The sequence below is a fragment of the Phreatobacter sp. GW821-FHT04C01 genome (genome assembly GCF_059420385.1).
Window position 1 is genome coordinate 116,552 of the sequence record NZ_JBWKTP010000011.1, and the last position, 18,624, is coordinate 135,175.

General features: G+C 67.6%; 15 protein-coding genes. 6 read left to right on the forward strand and 9 right to left on the reverse strand.

The window, feature by feature from the left end:
• The first annotated feature begins 214 nt into the window (after positions 1-214).
• The 4 genes from AC07WJ_RS31135 (at position 215) to AC07WJ_RS31150 (ending at position 5,544) form a co-directional block, all read left to right on the forward strand.
• Complete coding sequence (locus tag AC07WJ_RS31135; protein ID WP_494938604.1) at positions 215-1,663, forward strand: amidase; 1,449 nt, start codon at positions 215-217, stop codon at positions 1,661-1,663.
• Between the two features lie 130 nt (positions 1,664-1,793).
• Positions 1,794-3,104, forward strand: a complete 1,311-nt coding sequence (locus AC07WJ_RS31140) for an MFS transporter (RefSeq protein WP_494938605.1) — start codon at positions 1,794-1,796, stop codon at positions 3,102-3,104.
• Between the two features lie 197 nt (positions 3,105-3,301).
• The gene (locus AC07WJ_RS31145; RefSeq protein WP_494938606.1) at positions 3,302-4,933 is read left to right on the forward strand and encodes a methionine--tRNA ligase; all 1,632 of its coding nucleotides are present in this window, start codon (positions 3,302-3,304) and stop codon (positions 4,931-4,933) included.
• Between the two features lie 122 nt (positions 4,934-5,055).
• Complete coding sequence (locus AC07WJ_RS31150) at positions 5,056-5,544, forward strand: GNAT family N-acetyltransferase (protein WP_494938607.1); 489 nt, start codon at positions 5,056-5,058, stop codon at positions 5,542-5,544.
• A 178-nt stretch (positions 5,545-5,722) separates the two neighbouring features.
• Here the strand turns inward: AC07WJ_RS31150 and AC07WJ_RS31155 are convergent, their stop codons facing one another.
• The 3 genes from AC07WJ_RS31155 to dnaE form a co-directional block, all read right to left on the reverse strand.
• Positions 5,723-6,130, reverse strand: coding sequence for a VOC family protein (locus AC07WJ_RS31155; protein WP_494938608.1), 408 nt, complete (start codon positions 6,128-6,130; stop codon positions 5,723-5,725).
• Positions 6,131-6,188: 58 nt separating this feature from the next.
• Positions 6,189-6,770, reverse strand: a complete 582-nt coding sequence (locus tag AC07WJ_RS31160) for a nucleotidyltransferase domain-containing protein (protein ID WP_494938609.1) — start codon at positions 6,768-6,770, stop codon at positions 6,189-6,191.
• Positions 6,771-6,840: 70 nt separating this feature from the next.
• Positions 6,841-10,275, reverse strand: a complete 3,435-nt coding sequence (dnaE, locus tag AC07WJ_RS31165) for a DNA polymerase III subunit alpha (protein ID WP_494938610.1) — start codon at positions 10,273-10,275, stop codon at positions 6,841-6,843.
• A gap of 576 nt (positions 10,276-10,851) precedes the next feature.
• On the opposite strand from dnaE, the gene AC07WJ_RS31170 reads away from it, so the two are divergent.
• The gene (locus AC07WJ_RS31170; RefSeq protein ID WP_494938611.1) at positions 10,852-11,259 is read left to right on the forward strand and encodes a YbaY family lipoprotein; all 408 of its coding nucleotides are present in this window, start codon (positions 10,852-10,854) and stop codon (positions 11,257-11,259) included.
• Between the two features lie 108 nt (positions 11,260-11,367).
• Here the strand turns inward: AC07WJ_RS31170 and AC07WJ_RS31175 are convergent, their stop codons facing one another.
• The gene (locus AC07WJ_RS31175; RefSeq protein WP_494938612.1) at positions 11,368-11,946 is read right to left on the reverse strand and encodes a hypothetical protein; all 579 of its coding nucleotides are present in this window, start codon (positions 11,944-11,946) and stop codon (positions 11,368-11,370) included.
• A gap of 261 nt (positions 11,947-12,207) precedes the next feature.
• Between AC07WJ_RS31175 and AC07WJ_RS31180 the strand changes: the two genes are divergently transcribed.
• A complete protein-coding gene (locus tag AC07WJ_RS31180; protein ID WP_494938613.1) occupies positions 12,208-13,173 on the forward strand; it encodes a helix-turn-helix domain-containing protein in 966 nt (321 codons plus the stop codon).
• A gap of 286 nt (positions 13,174-13,459) precedes the next feature.
• Here the strand turns inward: AC07WJ_RS31180 and AC07WJ_RS31185 are convergent, their stop codons facing one another.
• From AC07WJ_RS31185 to AC07WJ_RS31205, 5 genes are all read right to left on the reverse strand, one after another.
• Positions 13,460-14,158, reverse strand: a complete 699-nt coding sequence (locus AC07WJ_RS31185; protein WP_494938614.1) for an ABC transporter ATP-binding protein — start codon at positions 14,156-14,158, stop codon at positions 13,460-13,462.
• Positions 14,151-15,419 carry a lipoprotein-releasing ABC transporter permease subunit gene (locus AC07WJ_RS31190; protein ID WP_494938615.1) on the reverse strand — a complete coding sequence of 423 codons (1,269 nt, stop codon included), beginning with the start codon at positions 15,417-15,419 and terminating at the stop codon, positions 14,151-14,153. The genes AC07WJ_RS31185 and AC07WJ_RS31190 overlap by 8 nt, the downstream gene beginning before the upstream one ends.
• A 120-nt stretch (positions 15,420-15,539) precedes the next feature.
• The gene (locus AC07WJ_RS31195; protein WP_494938616.1) at positions 15,540-16,595 is read right to left on the reverse strand and encodes a polysaccharide deacetylase family protein; all 1,056 of its coding nucleotides are present in this window, start codon (positions 16,593-16,595) and stop codon (positions 15,540-15,542) included.
• A 162-nt stretch (positions 16,596-16,757) separates the two neighbouring features.
• A complete protein-coding gene (locus AC07WJ_RS31200) occupies positions 16,758-17,282 on the reverse strand; it encodes a GNAT family N-acetyltransferase (protein WP_494938617.1) in 525 nt (174 codons plus the stop codon).
• 31 nt (positions 17,283-17,313) lie between these two features.
• A complete protein-coding gene (locus AC07WJ_RS31205) occupies positions 17,314-18,543 on the reverse strand; it encodes an MFS transporter (RefSeq protein ID WP_494938618.1) in 1,230 nt (409 codons plus the stop codon).
• Positions 18,544-18,624 lie beyond the last annotated feature (81 nt).

The following is an 18,624-nucleotide window of genomic DNA, read 5'->3' on the forward strand; positions in this document are numbered from 1 at the left end:
TTCCCGCCCCCGGGCACCGGCGCCGGATCGCCGCATTCGTCTGCCCCTCGCGGGACGGGTCACGGCAGGACGCCGGCCGGCGCCTTGCCCCGTCCCGGGACCGGCCATGCGATGGCTTGAGACATCGCGTGAGGCAATTTGCACCATAAAATACCTTATGCGGTCGCGCGGAGACTGCCTATGAATTTTCGTGCCGAATTGCGGAGTGATCCCCATGAATTCGACGGAAAATTCATCGAATACACGGTCTTTTCTCGAAAGGACCGAAATATACTCTCTGCTGAATTTGCCGGAACTGTGCCGGCCCGGCGCCAATGACCTTGTCGGCGCCTATCGCAATGGCGCGCTTTCACCTGTCGACGTGACCAAGGCGCATCTGGCGCGAGCCGAAGAGGTCGACACGGCGCTCAACGCCTTCTCGCTCATCGACCATGACGGCGCGGTGCAGGCGGCGCGCGCCTCCGAAGAGCGCTGGCGCCGGGGCCGCCCGATCGGACCGCTCGACGGCGTGCCGGTGACCATCAAGGATGCCGTCACGACGCAGGGCTGGCCGTCGCGTTATGGCAGCCGGACCACCGACGCATCGCCGCAACGCAGCGACTCGCCATCCGTTCGCCTGCTCCGCCGCAGCGGCGCCGTGCTGCTCGGCCAGACGGCGATCCCCGAATTCGGCTGGAAGGCGCTGACTGACGGGCCGCTCTACGGCATCACGCGCAATCCGTGGAACCCGGAGCTGACGCCCGGCGGATCGTCCGGTGGCGCGGCGGTGGCGGCGGCGACCGGCGCGGGCGTGCTGCATCTCGGCACCGATGGCGGCGGATCCATTCGGGTGCCAGCCTCGTTCACCGGCGTCGTCGGGCACAAGCCGACATTCGGGCGCGTGCCGGCCTATCCGCCGAGCCCCTTCGGCACGGTCTCGCATATCGGTCCGCTCGCCCGCCGGGTCGCGGATGCCAGCCTGATGCTCGAAGTGCTGTCGGGAAAGGACCCGCGCGACTGGAATCAAAACCCCCTGGCCTTCGCCCCGCGCGAAGCGCTGCCGGCCTTCAGCTTCGCCGGCGCCCGCGTCGGCGTCTGGACGACCCCACCGGCCGGGGTCGTCGCCGCCGATGTCGCGGTTCAGTTTCACAAGGCGGTCCGGCTGATCGAACAGCGCGGCGCCGCGATCGAACCGGTCACTCCGCCGCTGGACGGCGCCTTGGAGCTGTTCCATCTCCTGTGGTTCTCCGGGGCCGCCCGTGTGCTGCGCGGCGTAAGGGCATCGGACCAGTCCGGCATGGACCTCGGGCTCGTCGCCATCGCCGATGCTGGCAAGCGCTTTTCGGCCGCTGACTATGTCGATGCCGGCGTTCGCCGGGCCGAGTTCGGCGCCGCGATGGAAAACCTGTTCAGCGCCTTTGACCTGCTGATCTCGCCGACCACGGCGGTCACCCCATTCGCGGTCGGCGCCGACGTGCCGCGCGGCTCGGGCCTGAACCATTGGACCGAGTGGGCGAGCTTCAGCTTCCCGCTCAATCTCAGCCAGCAACCCGCCTGCTCGATCCCGTGCGGCCGCTCCTCCCAGGGGTTGCCGATCGGCCTGCAGATCATCGGGCCGCGCGGCGCCGACTGGCGCGTGCTCGGCGCGGCGGCGGCCTGCGAGCAACTGTTCACCGAGATCTAGGCCGATCCGTCGATCGCCCAGGAAAGACACGTCGCGAAAGCAGGATTTCGCTCAGGTCGCCCCGGCCGCTTCTTCGGCCGCGACGGCATGCGCGCCCAAGGGACGAAAAACAAACGCGAGGAGGGGAACCATGACGACCACCAATGAGGTCTTCGACGCCGCGCCGCGGACGCTCGAAGTCGCCGCCGACAAGCTCAACTGGCGCGTGATCATTCTCGCCAGCCTCGGCGGCGCGCTGGAATTCTACGATTTCATCGTCTACGGCATCTTCGCCCAATATATCGCGGCGGCCTTCTTCCCCTCCGCCGACCCCTTGATCTCGCTGATCAACGCCTTCGCGGTCTTCGCCGTCGGATATGTTTCGCGCCCGCTCGGCGGCCTGATCCTCGGCCATATCGGCGATCGCCGCGGCCGCCGGGTGTCATTCCTCCTGTCGCTGCTGATCATGACCATGGCGACCCTCGGCATGGCGCTGATGCCGAGCTATGCGACGCTCGGCATCACCGCCAGCATCGCCTTCATCGCGCTGCGTTTCATTCAGGGCGCCTGCCTCGGCGGCGAGTTGCCGACCGCCATCACCTATGTGGTGGAGGCGGCGCCGCGCCGGGCGGGCCTTGCCGGCGGCGTGGTGTTCTTCTGCGTCAATACCGGCGTCTTCCTCGCCAGCGGCGTCAGCTCGGTGCTGCATTCGGTCCTCTCGGCTCCGGAGATGCAGGATTACGGCTGGCGGCTGGCTTTCGGGGTCGGCAGCCTGCTCGGCCTGGTGAGCTATGTCCTGCGCACCTCGCTGGAGGAATCGGCCGCTTTCCAGGCCATGCGCACCAAGGTGGTGACCATGCCCGCCATCGACGTGCTCAAGCGTTTTCCCGTGCCGATCCTCATCGGCATCGGCATTACCGGCGTCGTCAGCGTCCTCAACGGCATCATGTTCGGCGCCATGGCGCCCTATCTGACGCAGGTCCTGCATTACGATCCGCGCGAAGCGGCCATGGTCCTGAACATCTCGATCGGGCTCTCCTCGCTCGGCATTCTCGTCGTCGGTTACGCCAGCGACTTTATCCCGCGCCGCCATCTCCACCGTATCGGCGCGGTCCTGCTCGCGACGCTGAGTTATCCGGCCTATCAGGCGATGGTCGGCCACACGATCAATCTCTACCTGCTGTTCATCCTGATCGGCCTGGTCGGCCCCTTCATCTATGCGACCTATGCCGTCATCCTCACCGATCTGTTCCCGACCGATGTCCGGCTCAGCGGCGTCGCCATCGCCTATAACGTCTCGGCGGCGGCCTTCAGCGGCTTCGCGCCGCTGATCGTCGGCTCGCTGATCGCCACGACCCGTGATCCCGCTTCGCCCGGCTATTTCCTCGCGGCAGCGGCGGCGATCGCCGTGATCGCCGGCCTCTTCGTCAAGCGCTACACCGTGCGCGAAGACGCGCTCTGACCGCCCGGTGGCGGCCCGCGGCCAGGCAACCGCCCCTCACCGCCTGGCCGCGGTTCGGCCCCGCCGGCCGATGCCGCCCGCCGACCACCCCTTTGGCCGGCGCCGCCATGCCGGCCCGCCGCGGCGAGGTCGATCCGCCCGGGCCCCGGCACGCAAGCCCCTGTTTTCCCGCACCGCTACAGCTCCTGGGAGGATCCATGATCCCGACGACAGACAGCGCACCGCGCCGGAAATTCTTTCTGATGCCGATCCCGCCGACGCCCAATGGCGGGCTGCATCTCGGCCATATCGCCGGCCCCTATCTGCGCATGGACATGATCGGGCGCTATCTGCGCTGCCAGGGCCACCAGGTCGACGTGATCTCGGCGGTGGACGGCTTCGATTCCTACGTGCTCTGGAAAGGCGCCCAGGAAAACCGCCCGCCCGAGGAGGTGTGCCGTGCCTATCACGCCCGGATCGCCCGCGATCTCACGGCGCTCGACATCGAGGTCGACGCCTTTCTCGACCTGGTCCAGGGGCCCTATGCCGCCCGGCACGCCCGCAATGCGACGGCCGTCATCACCGAACTGGTCGGGCTCGGCCTCACTGAAACCGTGACGGAAAAGGTTCTCTTCAGCCGCGCCACCGGGCGCTACCTGACCGGTGCCTGGCTGACCGGCGAGTGCCCCGCCTGCCGGACACCGGCGGCCGGCTATTTCTGCGAGGCTTGCGGCGCGCTGTTCCGGCCCGAGCAAATGCTCAATCCCCGGCCCCGCGCCGACGATTCCGGCCTCGAGTGGCGGCAGGTCGAGAGCCTGTTCCTGCGCATCGGCGACGAGCCCGACCTCGAGCGGCGGATGCGATCCTGCGGCGCGCCGGACGCCTTCATCGCCCTGGTCAGGCGCCATCTCGATCAGGAAAACCGCCTGTTCCGGCTCACCGCGCCCGGCACCTGGGGCGTCGCCTGGTCCGCCGATCGCTGGGGCAACCCGCGGGTTCTGTTCGAGGCCGCCTGGGAATATGCGCTGACCTGCGGCGACCGCTATGCCGAGACCGATCCGGACCACCGCCATCCCATGGCGCGCGACAGCGGCGTGACGACGCTGGTCAGCTTCGGCATCGACAACGCGGTGCTGCTTCTCGCCGGCAATATCCCGCTCATGACCGCCTCGGGCGACCGCAAGCCCTTCGACTATGTCCTGACGAATTACTTCTACAACCTGCAGGGATCGAAATTCTCGACCAGCCGCCGGCACGTCATCTGGGCCATCGATATCGTCGAGATGACGCCGGCCTCGAGCGATGCCGTGCGCGGCTTCCTGGCGCGCGAGAGCCCGGAGCGGGACACCACCAATTTCGACGTCGGCGATTTCATCGCCTTCGCGACGCGCCGGCTCGCCGGCACGCTGCAGGCGCGCATCGACCGGGCCCGCGGCACGCTCGGCGCGGCACCGCCCGGACCGCTCTCGGTCCCGCCGCCGCTGCGTACCCGCCTGGAGGCGTCGATGACGGCCTTCGACCAGGCGTTCCGGCTCGATGCTTTTTCGGCGCGCGCGGCGAGCGCCGTCCTGCAGGCCTGGGCCGATCTCGACGGCATCGACCTGTCGCGGCCCGACCACGCCTATGGCTGGCTGAAGGGGCTCGCCTATTTCGCCGCGCCGATCATGCCGCGCCTGGCCGGTTCCCTCTGGCACACGGTCGGGCATGACCTGCCGATCCTGCGCCAGCATATCACCGTCCCGACCATCCCCCGTGAAGAGACCGGCAGGCCCGTCCGGTTCCAGCCCCTGTCGCTGGGGCTCCTGCGGCCCTGTCTTCCCGACAGCATCGGCCTGGAGGAAACCGTTTAGCGCCGGCCTCGACCTCGTCGCCGCACCGGCCTCGCGCGCCGGCGCGGCCGAGACAATTCCGTGTTTCGTTGACAGGCCGCGCGCCACCATCGCAGCCTCGTCCCAGACGGGAGACGGGGCTCATGCCGGCCAAGATTCGCGCCGCCTCGCAGGCGGATCTCGACAGCCTCGTCGCGCTCAATGAGGTGGTCCAGGGCCTGCACGCGGCGCTTTATCCCGACGACTTCAAGGCCGCCGTCGATCCCGCGGCGCTCAGGGCCTATTTCGCGGCGCGGCTGGACGGGCCGCATGCCGGAACCGCCGTCGCCGAGATCGACGCCGTGCCGGTCGGCTATGTCCTGTTCGAGGTGCAGGTCCGGCCGGAGACGCCGCTGACGCCCAACCGGGCCCGTATTCATGTCCAGCACATCGCGGTTGCCCCGGATGCCAGACGCTGCGGCGTCGCCACGGCCCTGATGCGCCATGTCGAGGCCCGCGCCATGTTCGAGGGCATCGACGAGATCGCTCTGGATACCTGGGCGGCCAATCACGATGCGCAGCGCTTCTTTGCCGCGCTCGGCTTCGCGGTGTTCAACCTGGCACTGCGCAAGACGCTCGTCGAGACGGGATAGGCAAGAAGGCGACCGCAACGACACCGCCCTCTTCGTCATGGCCGGTCTTGGGCCGGCCATCCACGCATGACCTTGACCACGGAAGACGTGGATGGCCGTGACCAGCCCGGCCATGACGACGCGCAAAGCGGCGAGCCAGCGATGGTATCGATGCCTGGGCCGCGTCCGATCTCGCCGCCTATGCCGGCGGCCCCCAGGTGATCGTCACGGCATCCGACGAGCGGTCGGCCGGGCCGTGATGGACCGCCTCGATATTGTTGCCGTCCGGATCGAGCAGGAAAGCGGCATAATAGCCCGGATGGTAGGACCGCTCGCCCGGACCGCCATTGTCGGCGCCGCCGGCCGCCAGGCCCGCCTCGTACCAACGGTCGACAGTCGCGCGATCAGGCGCCTGAAACGCCAGATGGATGCGGCTCGCCTGTTCACCGACATCGACCCACAGCTCGTCGGCATAAAAATGCTTGCCGCCATCGGTGACCCGAATGCCCAGAACATCGAGCACGGCGGTGTAGAAGCGCTTGCTGGCCGCCAGGTCGCGCGTCCGCAAATGCACGTGGTCGATCAATCGCCCGCGTTTCAGCTCCATGACTCTGCCTCCGTCGTCTTGCCTTGGAACCGCTTGCGCGCGCTTCCGTTCCGCCATGTCAGTCTTCGTCCGGCCGGATCGTCCCGTCGTCAACGGCCTTCAACCAGCCATTCTCCACCCCATGGGCTCGCCTGAGAGCCTCGCCGAGCCAGATCCGTTGCGATCTGTCCAGCAGCGGCAGCGCTGCCGCGAAATCGAGGTCGTCCTTGGGCCGGGGCGCTTTCGCCTTGTAGAAGAGCTGAATCTCGGGAACCAGAAAGGGGATCCCCTGCCGATCGCGCAGGCCGAGCGTCGCGAGCGGCCTGGTGACCTCGTGGCAGCGCCGCGAGCGCCAGTGACGATGGTCGCCCTCGTCCAGCATGAGCTGCAAATGCCACGGCCCGTCGCGGTTCTCGCGGCACCAGATGTCGCAGACGCCGGGCGGCAATATCTCGTCCCCCCGCCAGGGCCGGAGCCGGCCCGGCGGATCCGCTGCCCAGCAATCCCAGCCGGCGAGCATCGCGCCGGCCGCCGGTAGATCCGGCCGCAGCAGAAGCACATCGATATCGGCATGCGGGCGCAACGCCCGGCCGACGAAATGCTCGATCGCGTAGCCGCCGGCGATCCACCACGGGAACCCGGCTCGGGCAAACACGGCCATGATGGCTCGCGGCGTCAGCGGATGCCAGGGGCGCTGTGCCTCACCGATCACGGCAGCGCTGCCCCTGCCCTCACATTTCCATCACCGCCTGGACACCCGCGACCGCCTTGATCGCGCCGGCGATCTGCGGCGACACCGCGAAGCGGCCGGGCAGCTTGACCTCGACCTCGCTCTGCGCGTCAGGCAGCCGGAACACCAGGCTGACCTCGCCGTCGCCCTTGGCGACCAGCCGCTTGGCGATGCTCTCGATCGCGCTCTGCTCCTCGACGAAGACGCGAAAACCCTTCTGCACGCGAATGGCGGCCGCCTCCAGCGGCTCCACCGTCAACAGGCGTACGCGCACCTCTTCGCCCTGCAGTTCGGCGCCGACCGACATCAGAATCGCCTGGCCTGGCTCCAGCAGGTCGCGATAGAGCGCCAGGCCTTCCGAGAACAGCACCGCCTCGTAATGGCCCGAGGGATCCGACAGGGTGACGATGCCCATCTTGTTGCCGGTCTTGGTGCGCCGCTCCTGGCGTGCCGTCACCACCCCGGCGAGCCGGCCGGCGCTGGCGCCGCCACGCACGCTGCGGGCGAAATCGGCGAAGGGCTCGATGCGCAGGCGCTTCAGCGACGCCTGATAGTCGTCGAGCGGATGGCCCGAAAGGAAGAAGCCGATGGCCTTGTATTCCTCGTCGAGCCGACGCGCCGGCAGCCAGGGCTCGACGTCGGGCAAGCGGATCGCCGAGGCGCCGCCGGCGCCGAACAGCTCGTCCTGACCGATCGCCCGCCCCTCGGATGTGCGCTGCGCCTCGGCCAGCACCTGCTCGACGGCGGCGACCGCGCGCGCCCGGTTCGGCTCCAGCGCGTCGAAGGCGCCGGCCGCCGCGAGATTTTCCAAGGTCTTGCGGTTCAGGGTCTTCGGATTGATGCGCTGGGCGAAATCGGTGAGGTCGCGGAACGGCTGGTCGCCGCGCGCCTGGACGATCGCCTCCACCGCCTGGGCGCCCACCCCCTTCACCGCGGCGAGCGCATAGAGGATCTTGCCGTCGGCGACATCGAAATGCACGCCCGAGCGGTTGACGCAGGGCGGCTCCAGCGTGATCGCCAGCCGGATCGTCTCCCGGCGGAATTCCGACAGCTTGTCGGTATTGGACAATTCCAGCGTCATCGACGCCGCCATGAACTCGACCGGATAATTCGCCTTCAACCAGGCCGTGTGATAGGAGACCAGCGCATAGGCCGCCGCATGGCTCTTGTTGAAGCCGTAGTCGGCGAATTTCGCCAGCAGGTCGAAGATCTCGTCGGCCTTGGCCTTGGCCATGCCGCGCTCGGTGCAGCCGGAGACGAAGCGCTCGCGCTGCTTGTCCATCTCGGCCTTAATCTTTTTGCCCATGGCGCGCCTGAGCAGATCCGCCTCGCCGAGCGAATAGCCCGACAGGATCTGCGCCGCCTGCATCACCTGTTCCTGGTAGACGATGATGCCGTGGGTTTCGGCCAGCACCTGCTCCATCAGCGGGTGCGGATATTCCGCCTTTTCCAGGCCGTGCTTACGCGCGCAATAGACGGGAATATTGGCCATCGGGCCCGGCCGGTACAGCGCCACCAGCGCGATGATGTCCTCGAAGCGGCTCGCCTTCATCTCGACCAGGGCCTTGCGCATGCCCATGCTTTCCACCTGGAATACGCCGACCGTCTCGCCGCGCGCCATCATCTCGTAGCTCTTGGCGTCGTCGAGCGGGATGGCGGCGAGATCGACGGCGATGCCGCGCAGCTTGATCAGGTCGACCGCCTTCTGCAGCACCGTCAGCGTCTTCAGGCCGAGGAAGTCGAACTTCACCAGGCCGGCCTGTTCCACCCATTTCATATTGTACTGGGTGACCGGCATATCGGTCTTCGGGTCTCGGTAGAGCGGCACCAGCTCGACCAGCGGCCGGTCGCCGATGACCAGGCCCGCCGCGTGGGTCGAGGCGTGGCGGTTGAGGCCCTCCAGCTTGATCGCGATGTCGAACAGCTGCTTGACCATGGGCTCTTCGTCGCCGGCGGCCTGCAGCTTCGGCTCGCCCTCGATCGCCTTGTCCAGCGTGATCGGGGCCGCCGGATTCTGCGGCACCAGCTTGCACAGCTTGTCGACCTGGCCATAAGGCAATTGCAGCACCCGGCCGACGTCGCGCAGCACGCCGCGCGCCTGCAGCGTACCGAAGGTGATGATCTGCGCGACCTGGCTGCGGCCGTAGCGCTCCTGGACGTAGCGGATCACCTCGTCGCGCCGGTCCTGGCAGAAGTCGATGTCGAAATCCGGCATCGACACGCGTTCCGGATTGAGGAAGCGCTCGAACAGCAGCTTGAAGCGCAAGGGGTCGAGATCGGTAATGGTCAAGGCATAGGCGACCAGCGAACCGGCGCCCGAACCGCGGCCCGGACCGACGGGAATGTCGCGCTGCTTGGCCCATTTGATGAAGTCGGACACGATCAGGAAGTAGCCGGGGAACTTCATCCCCTCGATGATCGACAGCTCGAACTCGAGCCTGTCCTGGTAATCCTTGACGGTCAGGCCTTCGGCCGGACCATGGGCGGCGAGCCGGCGCTCCAGCCCTTCGCGCGACTGGCGATTGAGCTCGGTCACCTCGTCGACCGGTTCGCCGCCGGCGACCAGCGAGAAGCGCGGCAGGATCGGCTTACGGGTGCGGACGCGGTAGTGGCAGCGCCGGGCGATCTCCACCGTGCTGTCGATCGCCTCGGGCAGATCGGCGAACAGCTTGACCATCTCCGCCTGGGTCTTGAAGCGGTGCTCGGGCGTCAATTGCTTGCGTTCGGGGTCGGCGACCACCCGGCCGCCGGCGATGCAGCCGAGCGCGTCATGGCTCTCATAATCGGTCGTGCTGCCGAAATAGCACTGGTTGGTGGCGACCAGCGGCAGGCCGCGGGCATAGGCCTCGGCGATCAGGGCCGGTTCGACCGCCCGCTCCTCGTCGAGCCCGTGGCGCTGCAACTCGACATAGAGCGCATCGCCATAGATCGCGGTCAGCCGGTCGAGCCGGCTCCGGGCGAGATCGCTCTGGTTATCGCGGAAGGCCATGTCGACCGGGCCGCCGGGGCCGCCGGTCAAGGCGATCAGGCCGCCGGCATGGCGCTGCAACACGGCCAGGCCGACGCTCGGGTCGCCGGGATCGCTGCTCTCCATGAAGGCCGCGGAGGTCAGCGCCATCAGGTTGCGATAGCCCTCCTCGTTCATGGCGAGCAGCGCGATGCGCGGCTTGATGCCGCCCAGGTTGGGGCGGCGCGGATCGACCTCGCGGTCGGCGAAATCGACCCCCAGGGTCAACCCGCCGATGGCCTGGATGCCGGCACCGGCGAGCTTTTCGGAAAGCTCCAGCGCCGCGAACAGATTGTTGGTATCGGTCACCGCCAGGGCCGGCATGCGGTCGGCCGCGGCGAGTTTGGCGAGCTTGGCGATGCCGAGCGCGCCTTCGAGCAGCGAGAAGGATGAGTGGACGCGCAGATGCACGAAGCACGATGAAGCCACGGCCGCCGCCTCCTCTGTCGGGTGAGTCTCGTTCGCCACCAGCTTTGCCCCGCGCCGCGGCGGCGATCAATCGCCGCTGACGCGAGGCTCCCCGCACTTCACAAGCCTCTTGCGCGACGCGCTCCGGTACAGGCTGACTTACAGCCCCTGGATCGCCTGCGCCCAGACCGCGACCATGCCGGTGAACAGTCCGAGCGCCGCAAGCGCCGCCATGTCCTCGATGAATGTCCGCACCATCAGTGCCTCCTTGGTCATCCGTTGACCCGAGGATGATGTTCTCAATTTGTTCCAACGGCAAGCACCGAGAACAAACAAGCAACATGAATGGTGAACAAAAGCTTCCACGGCAACCGGGACCATGCCCGAGCGACGTTGCGGTCCGGCGCCTCAGCGGTCGCCGCGCGCGCGCCTTGATCCGGCCCGGGCCATGGTCCGATCGTCCCGGCCTGTACTTGCCCACATCCTCGCCGCATGATCGCCCGAACCGGCCGGCATGGGATGCCGCGAGGCTCGCATCATCACCGGATGTGGTGAAGACCGGCGGATCCGGATCCTTGGGCCGATAAGGAGACTGCGATGAGGTGGAATGGCGCTGCAGCCGTCGCCGTGGTTCTGGCGGCCGGCCTGTTCGGCGGCTCGCCGGCTTTGGCCGCCTGCCGCTTCGACACCACCGTGGTGGTGCAAGGACCGCCGGCGGCCCGCATGCCCGCGGGTTCGCGGTTGCACCTGACCATCTTCGACGGCAATCTCGCGGATGCGCCGATGTCGATGACCGCCGTCGCCGCGGTCAGCAGGCCGGTCACCGGCCGGCGGTTTCCCATCGTCGTACCGATCCGGGTCAGGAGCGACAAGCGCTGCCCGATCCAGCCGTCACTGTCGGCCCAGGTCAAGGTCGGCGACCGGCTGGTGTTCTTCAACGACACGCGCACCGAGGTCCGGCCCGGCGGGCGCAGCCCGGTCCAGCTCAAGCCCCTCGCCTACTGACGCCGCGCGGCCCGCAAGGCCTGTTCCGCCAAGGGGATAGACGGCCCGGCTGAATCAAGATCGCAGCCGCGGCGCCGGGCGGCCGCCAGGATCCGGGCAGGCCGGGCATCACCGTTCGGCGCGGCGATAGGTGCCGCTCATCTGGCCCTCGGGATCGACCAGCCGCAGCGCCTGCCGGCCGGGCATGCCGGGATCGGCGACGAACTGCCAGTTGAGCGCGCGCGGCGCCAGGTCGCGGGCCTCCAGGCTCCAGGTCCCGGAGAGATCCGGCCGGCAGCCGTTCGACGACTTGTAGGTGCCGTTCCGCGTCAGGAAGACCAGCGTCGCCTCCCTGACCTTGATCGTGCCGAGCTTGAGCGTCAGCGTCTGGATCTGGCCGCAGCCCTCCACATGCGACGTCTCGAACAGCGCATGTTCGGCCTGTCCGTCGGCCTTGACGGTGAAGGACATGCTGCCGCCGCTGCCGGGCGCGCAATGCCCGAGCGGGTTGCAGTAATTGCCGCTCGCCACGCTGAAGGCCCAGGTGCCGACGAGATCGGCCGGAACGCCCCGCTCGGCGACCGGCACGACCGGCGCAAGCTGAACCGCCTCGGCCTTGTCCGGCAGTCCGCCGACCGAGACGAGCCCGATCATCGACGCCTTGGCCAGCGCCGCCAGCGGGTGCCGCCAGAGCACATCCATCCCCATCCATTGTTCCCCAGTCACCACGGCCTCACTTCCGCCGATGCGCCACCGGCCTTCCCGAGCGCGCCTGCCGGCGGCACATCGCGGAGATCGGCGCGCCATTGTTGCAATGACGACACGGCCCGTGTGCCAAAGGCTCATCGGGCTGAAATGCGCCCGGGCTTCGATACGGTCCGCTTGGCGCTGATCGGGGAGCACCCTAAATGGGGCTGGCCAGCCGGACTTGGGCGCAGCGGAACATCGATACGGACAGGACGGCCCTGCATGGACGAATGTGCATCCTTCGGATTTTCGAGCCGCGACATCCCGGCCGCCGAGCGTGTCGACGTCCTGCGCGAGGTTTATGGCCGCGCCATCCTGCGGGTCGAGATCGAGCCCCTGGACGACGGTCCGTTCGACGTCGAGATGCAATTGCGCACCATGCCGGATCTGAGCCTCGCGACCGGCACCGCCGCACGGCAATGCTGCGCGCATCCGACGAAACTGGCCGACAGCGACGACCTGATCTGGCTGGCCGCCCTGTCGGGCGGCGGGGTCATGCGCCACCGCGGCCGGGAGGTCGAGATCAGCGGTGGCGACGCGATCATGACGACCAGCGCCGAGGCCGGCAGCTTCACCTACCGGTCCGACCTGCGCTTCATGAGCCTGCGCGTGCCCAAGCGTGTGCTGGCCCCGATGGTCGGCGACCTCTCCGGCGTGCTCATGCGCACCTTGCCGCGCGATCTCGAGGCGCAGCGCCTGCTCACCGGCTATCTCGGCATGCTGCTCGCCATGAACGGGCCGCCGGCCGCCGGCCTGCGTCAGCCGGTGGTGAGCCACGTCCACGATCTCCTGGCGCTCACGCTTGGCGCCAACAGGGACGCCGCCGAGACGGCGCGTGCGGGAGGGCTCAGTGCCGCCCGGCTCGATGCCATCAAGCGCGACGTCACCAGGCGCCTGGGCGAGCCCGGCCTGACCGCCGAGACCATTGCCGCCGATCACGGCATTTCCGAACGCTATTTGCGCAAGCTGTTCGCGACGGATGACAGCTCGTTCTCGCATTTCCTGCTGGCCCAGCGCCTGGTGCGCGCCCGCCAGCTGTTGACCGATCCGCGCGTCGCCGGCCGGCCGATCGGCATGATCGCCTATGACGTCGGTTTCGGCGATCTCTCCTATTTCAACCGCTGCTTCCGCCGCCGCTTCGGCGCGACGCCCTCGGATGTCCGCAAGGGCGCGCATTCAGGCGATTGAGGCGAGGCTTTCCACCGCGCATGGCCGGGCTCGTCACGGCCCACCTACGTCCTCGCCGAGAAGGAATTCGTGGATGGCCGGCACGAGGCCGGCCATGACGAATGGGCGGTGCGATCGGACGCGGGTCTAACAGTGGCACCGGTCGAGGCATCACAGACGACCGATTGATCGCGCTTCGCTTTTCGCTTCGTCTTGGCCGGGCTTGTCCCGGCCATCCACGAATTCCGCTACCAAAACCAGCCAGACGGCAACGCCATTCACGCCTTTGGCGCCAGATGCGCGCTGCCTAAAGCTCCACCACCAGGCCGTCGCGAATGGTCACCCGCCGGTCCATCCGCGCCGCCAGTTCCATGTTGTGGGTGGCCACCACGGCGGCGAGCCGCGAGGCGCGGACCAGTTGGGTCAGCGCCTGGAACACGTGGTCGGCGGTCTTCGGGTCGAGATTGCCGGTCGGCTCGTCGGCCATCAGCAGGCGCGGCGCATTGGCGACCGCGCGGGCGATGGCGACGCGCTGCTGCTCGCCGCCGGAGAGTTCCGCCGGCCGGTGGTTGAGGCGCTCGGCCAGGCCGAGATAGCCGAGCAGGTCGCCGGCCCGGGTCTTGGCTTCCGTCTTCGTCAGCCCGCGGATCATCTGCGGAAGCATGACGTTTTCCAGCGCCGAGAACTCCGAGAGCAGGTGGTGAAACTGGTAGACGAAACCGATATCGGTCCGCCGGATGCGGGTGCGGTCGCCATCCGCCATGCCCGAGGTGGCGACCCCGCCGATATAGACCTCGCCTGCGTCGGGGGCTTCCAGGAGGCCCGCGACATGCAGCAGCGTCGACTTGCCGGTGCCGGACGGCGCGATCAGCGCCACGCTCTCGCCCGGCCAGACCGCGAAATCCGCGCCCTTCAGGATTTCGAGCGAGGCTTCGCCCTGCTTGTAGCGGCGCTCGACGGCCTTCAGCCAGAGCACCGGCGGTTCCTGTTCGGTCGTTTCACTCATAACGCAGCGCCTCGACCGGATCGAGCTTGGCGGCCCGCCACGATGGATAGAGCGTGGCCAGGAACGACAGGACCAGCGCCATGACCAGCACCGAGAACGTCTCACCGGTCGACATGTCGGCCGGGATATTGGTCAGGAAGCGCACGGTCGGGTCCCACAATGTCGTACCGGTGATCCAGGAGACGAATTCCTGGATGCTTTCGATATTGAGGCAGACCAGCACGCCGAGCGCGAAACCGGCGAGCGTGCCGACCACGCCGATGGAGGCGCCGGTGATCAGGAACACCCGCATGATCGCGCCGCGCGTCGCCCCCATGGTGCGCAGGATGGCGATGTCGCTGCCCTTGTCCTTCACCAGCATGATCAGGCCGGAGACGATATTGAGCGCCGCCACCAGCACGATCAGCGTCAGGATCATGAACATGACGTTGCGCTCGACCTGCAGGGCGGAAAAGAAGGTCGCGTTGCGCTGCCGCCAGTCGACGAAGAAAGTGGGCCGTTCCACCGCCGCCGAGGCTTCTCGTCGGTAGCGGTCGACCTGGTCGGGATTGTCGGTATAGACCTCGATGCTGGTGGCATCGCCATCCCGGTTGAAATAGGCCTGCGCCTCGGCGAAGGGCATGAACACGAAGGCGGAATCATATTCGGTCATGCCGACCTCGAAGATCGCCACGATCGGATAGGCCTTGATCCTGGGCGTCGTGCCCATCGGCGTCGAGGCGCCCTTGGAGGAGACCAGGGTCAGCATGTCGCCGAGCCTCAGCGAAAGCTGGTTGGCCAATCTCTGGCCGACCATCACGCCTTCGGTCGTGTCGAAATCCTCCAGCCCGCCCTGCTTGATGCTGGACGAGATCAGCGGCAGGCGTCGGAGGTCGGCCGCCCGCATGCCGCGCACGATGACGCCGCCGCCGTTGAACGGCGAGGTCGCCAGCGCCTGGCCCTCGACGATCGGCGCCGCGAGCCGGATGCCCGGCACGCGCATCAGCTTTTCGGCGACCTCGGCATAATCGGTCAGCGGCTGGTCGATCGGCTGCATCACCATGTGGCCCTGCACGCCGAGGATCTTGCCCAGCAGTTCCTTGCGGAAGCCGTTCATGACCGCCATGACGATGATCAGGGTCGCCACCCCCAGCATGATGCCGATGAACGAAAAGCCGGCGATCACCGAGATGAAGCCTTCCTTTCGCCGGGCGCGCAGATAGCGCAGCGACAGCATCCATTCGAAGGGCGAGAAAGGTCTTGTTCCGGTTTGATCAGACATCGTGCGTTCGGTTTGGGCGAACCGCGGGCGCGGGCGCGTCCTGCACAAACTATCTGATTCAGGCCTTCTCGCGACGGGCTTCAGGCGGATTTTCCAAAGCCGTCGAAGCGGGCCGCCGATTCAGGCCGCGTTGACCTTGCGGAACCGGTTGAAGAAGGCGAAGGGCGCGCCCGACAGCAGCACGTCGAAATAGCGCAGCGACTGGAAATAGCCGTTGAGCGAAACCCGCGGCAGCGCGGTCAGATGGTCGCGGTGTTCGGCGAAGATCAGCCCCGGCCGGGTGGTCACCGCCGTTTCGAAGCCGAGCTCGCGCGCCAGCTCGAATTCGCGCGGACCGGCCGAGGTCGGGTCGCCGACGGGATAGGCGAAATGCTTCACCGGCCGGCCGAGCCGCGCCTCGATGATCGTTTTCGACTGCTCCATTTCGCTGCGCGCCGTCTCCAGCGGAAATTTCGCCAGCATGTAGTGATTGACGGTATGGGCGCCGAAGGTGACCAGCGGGTCGGCGGCAAGCGCCTGGATCTCGTCCCAGGTCATGCACAGCTTGCGGCAGGTGTCGCGGAAGTCGAGCCCGTGGCGGGCGGCGAGGTCGCGGACATAGGCGCGCAGCTCCGTTTCCGGCAGCGAGCGCAGCCACCAATAGATCTCCTGATAGGCGTCACGCTTGAGAGATGCGGTCGAACAGTCGAAATGCACGACTTTTCCGGCGATCAGCGCCACCACGGCACGCTGGGTGCGGATCGTCTGCTCCAGCACCAGCCACCACAATTCGCCGCGTTGCTCGGTGAAGGCGGTCGGCAGGTAGATGGTGAACGGCGCGCCGTGGCGCTTCAGGATCGGATAGGCGAATTCCAGGTTGTCGCGATAGCCGTCGTCGAAGGTGAAGGCGACGAAGGGGCTGCTGTCGTCGCCTTCGATCAGCCGCCGCCGGACCTCGTCGATCGAGACGATGTCGAAACCGCGCGCCCTCACCCGCTCGACGACACCTTCCAGGAATTCGGGCGTCACCTCAAGCAGCGCATTGGGCGCGAAGTCGCGGCGCTCCTGCGGCCGGACATGGTGCAGCATCAGGATGGCGCCGACGCCGCCGAACACCGGGCGCAGCGCCCGGTGCGCGCCGGTGAAATACAGCGTCTCGAGACCCGCCTTGAAGGCGGACATCCGGATCCCGCTCATGTCGCTTTGCTGGTCCTCTGGCCGGCCACGTCGATGACGTGATTGTTACTCCAGCCACCATCGGTCCCATAGATTGAGATTTGGTGGAAATGTATCTGGCCGGAAACATTTCTCGCGAAGGTTGCGGCCGGCCTGCCCCGGCGCGGCGGCGCCGGACACCGGTCACGGGCCGGCCGGGAGATCCAGCACATAGACGTCTTCCCAACCGTCGACGGGATCCTCGTGGCCACCGTCGTGGCGGAAGCCGAGCCGCCTGGCGATCGCGATCGAGGCGGCATTGCCAGGGGCGACCGACAGGACGAAGCGTCGGATCACCGCCGCGGTCCGCGCCCAGTCCATCAGCCCGCGGATCGCCTCGGTGGCGATACCCTGTCCGCGCTGGTCGGGGAAGACCAGGTAACCGATCTCGACGACGCCGGCCGCCGGCTGCTCATGGAAACCCGCATGCCCGACCATGACGCCGCCGGCCGCGCAGATCGCCCGGAGCGACCAGGGCGCATAACCGGGATCGCCGCGCAGATCCTCGCGGCGCCAGGCCGCGAGGTCGCTTTCCTGAAACCAGGCGTCGGGAACCGCGGCGCCCAGAAGTCGCTCCAGCCGCGGCCGGTCACCTTGCCCGGTCGCCTCCAGCATGGCGGCCGACAGGTGCCTGAGCACCAGGCGCTCGGTAACGATATCGGTGACCAAGGCCTGTTTCCCCGATCGGCAAGACCCCCGCTCAGGCCGGCCGCACCTGCGCCGCCCTGGCCTTCGCCTCGGCCATGTCGGGCAGGAACACGGTCAGGAGCCCGACCAGCGGCAGGAATGAACAGACCCAGTAGACATAGTCGATGCCCTTGACGTCGGCCAGCGCGCCCAGCACCGCCGCGCCGATGCCACCGATGCCGAAGGCGAAGCCGAAGAACAGGCCGGCGATCAGCCCGACCTTGCCCGGCACCAGCTCCTGGGCGAACACGATGATCGCCGAGAAGGCCGAGGCCATGATCAGGCCGATCAGCACCGTCAGCACCGCGGTCCAGGCCAGATTGGCGTAAGGCAAGGCGAGCGTGAACGGCAGCGCGCCCAGGATCGAGCCCCAGATCACCAGCTTGCGGCCGAAGCGGTCGCCGATCGGGCCGCCGACAATGGTGCCCACCGCCACCGCGCCGAGGAACAGGAACAGCAACAGCTGCGAGTCGCGCACCGACAGGTCGAATTTATGGATCAGGTAGAAGGTGTAGTAGCTCGTCAGGCTCGCCATGTAGACATATTTCGAGAAGACCAGCACGCCCAGCACGACCAGCGCCAGCACGATCTTGTTGGTCGACAGCGCGATGTGGGCCACCGCCGCCGGCCGCTTGGCGCTGGCCGCGCGATGCCGGGAATACCAGCCGCCGACCTGCCACAACACCACCATGGCAAGCAGGGCCGCGAGTGAAAACCAGGCGACGCTCGACTGCCCCTTGGGCAGCACGATGAAGGCGGCGAGCAGCGGGCCGATCGCCGAACCGACATTGCCGCCGACCTGGAACAGCGACTGGGCAAGGCCGTGCCGGCCGCCGGACGCCAGGCGCGCGATCCGCGAAGCCTCGGGATGGAACACCGCCGACCCCATGCCGACCAGGGCGGCGGCGACCAGCAGCAGCCAGTAGTGATGGGCCAGGGCGAGCAGGATCAGGCCGACCAGCGTGAACCCCATGCCCAGCGACAGCGAATAGGGCATGGGCCGCTTGTCGGTATAGAGCCCGACCACCGGCTGCAGCAGCGAGGCGGTGATGTTGAAGGTCAGCGTCAGCAGGCCGATCTGGCCGAAATCGAGTCCGAAATCGCTCTTCAGCATCGGATAGAGCGCGGTCAGCAGCGATTGCATCATGTCGTTGAGCAAATGGCAGAAGCCGAGCGCCGCAATGACCTTGAAAGCGGTGTTGTCGGCGGCCGCCGGATCGGCCGTCGTGGCGGCAGGGGTCACGGGATACTCCATTGTCGAAGGCATGCGGGTCCTGCGGCGCGGGCGGCGCGCATGGCCCTGAGGTTGAAGCCGAGAATAGAG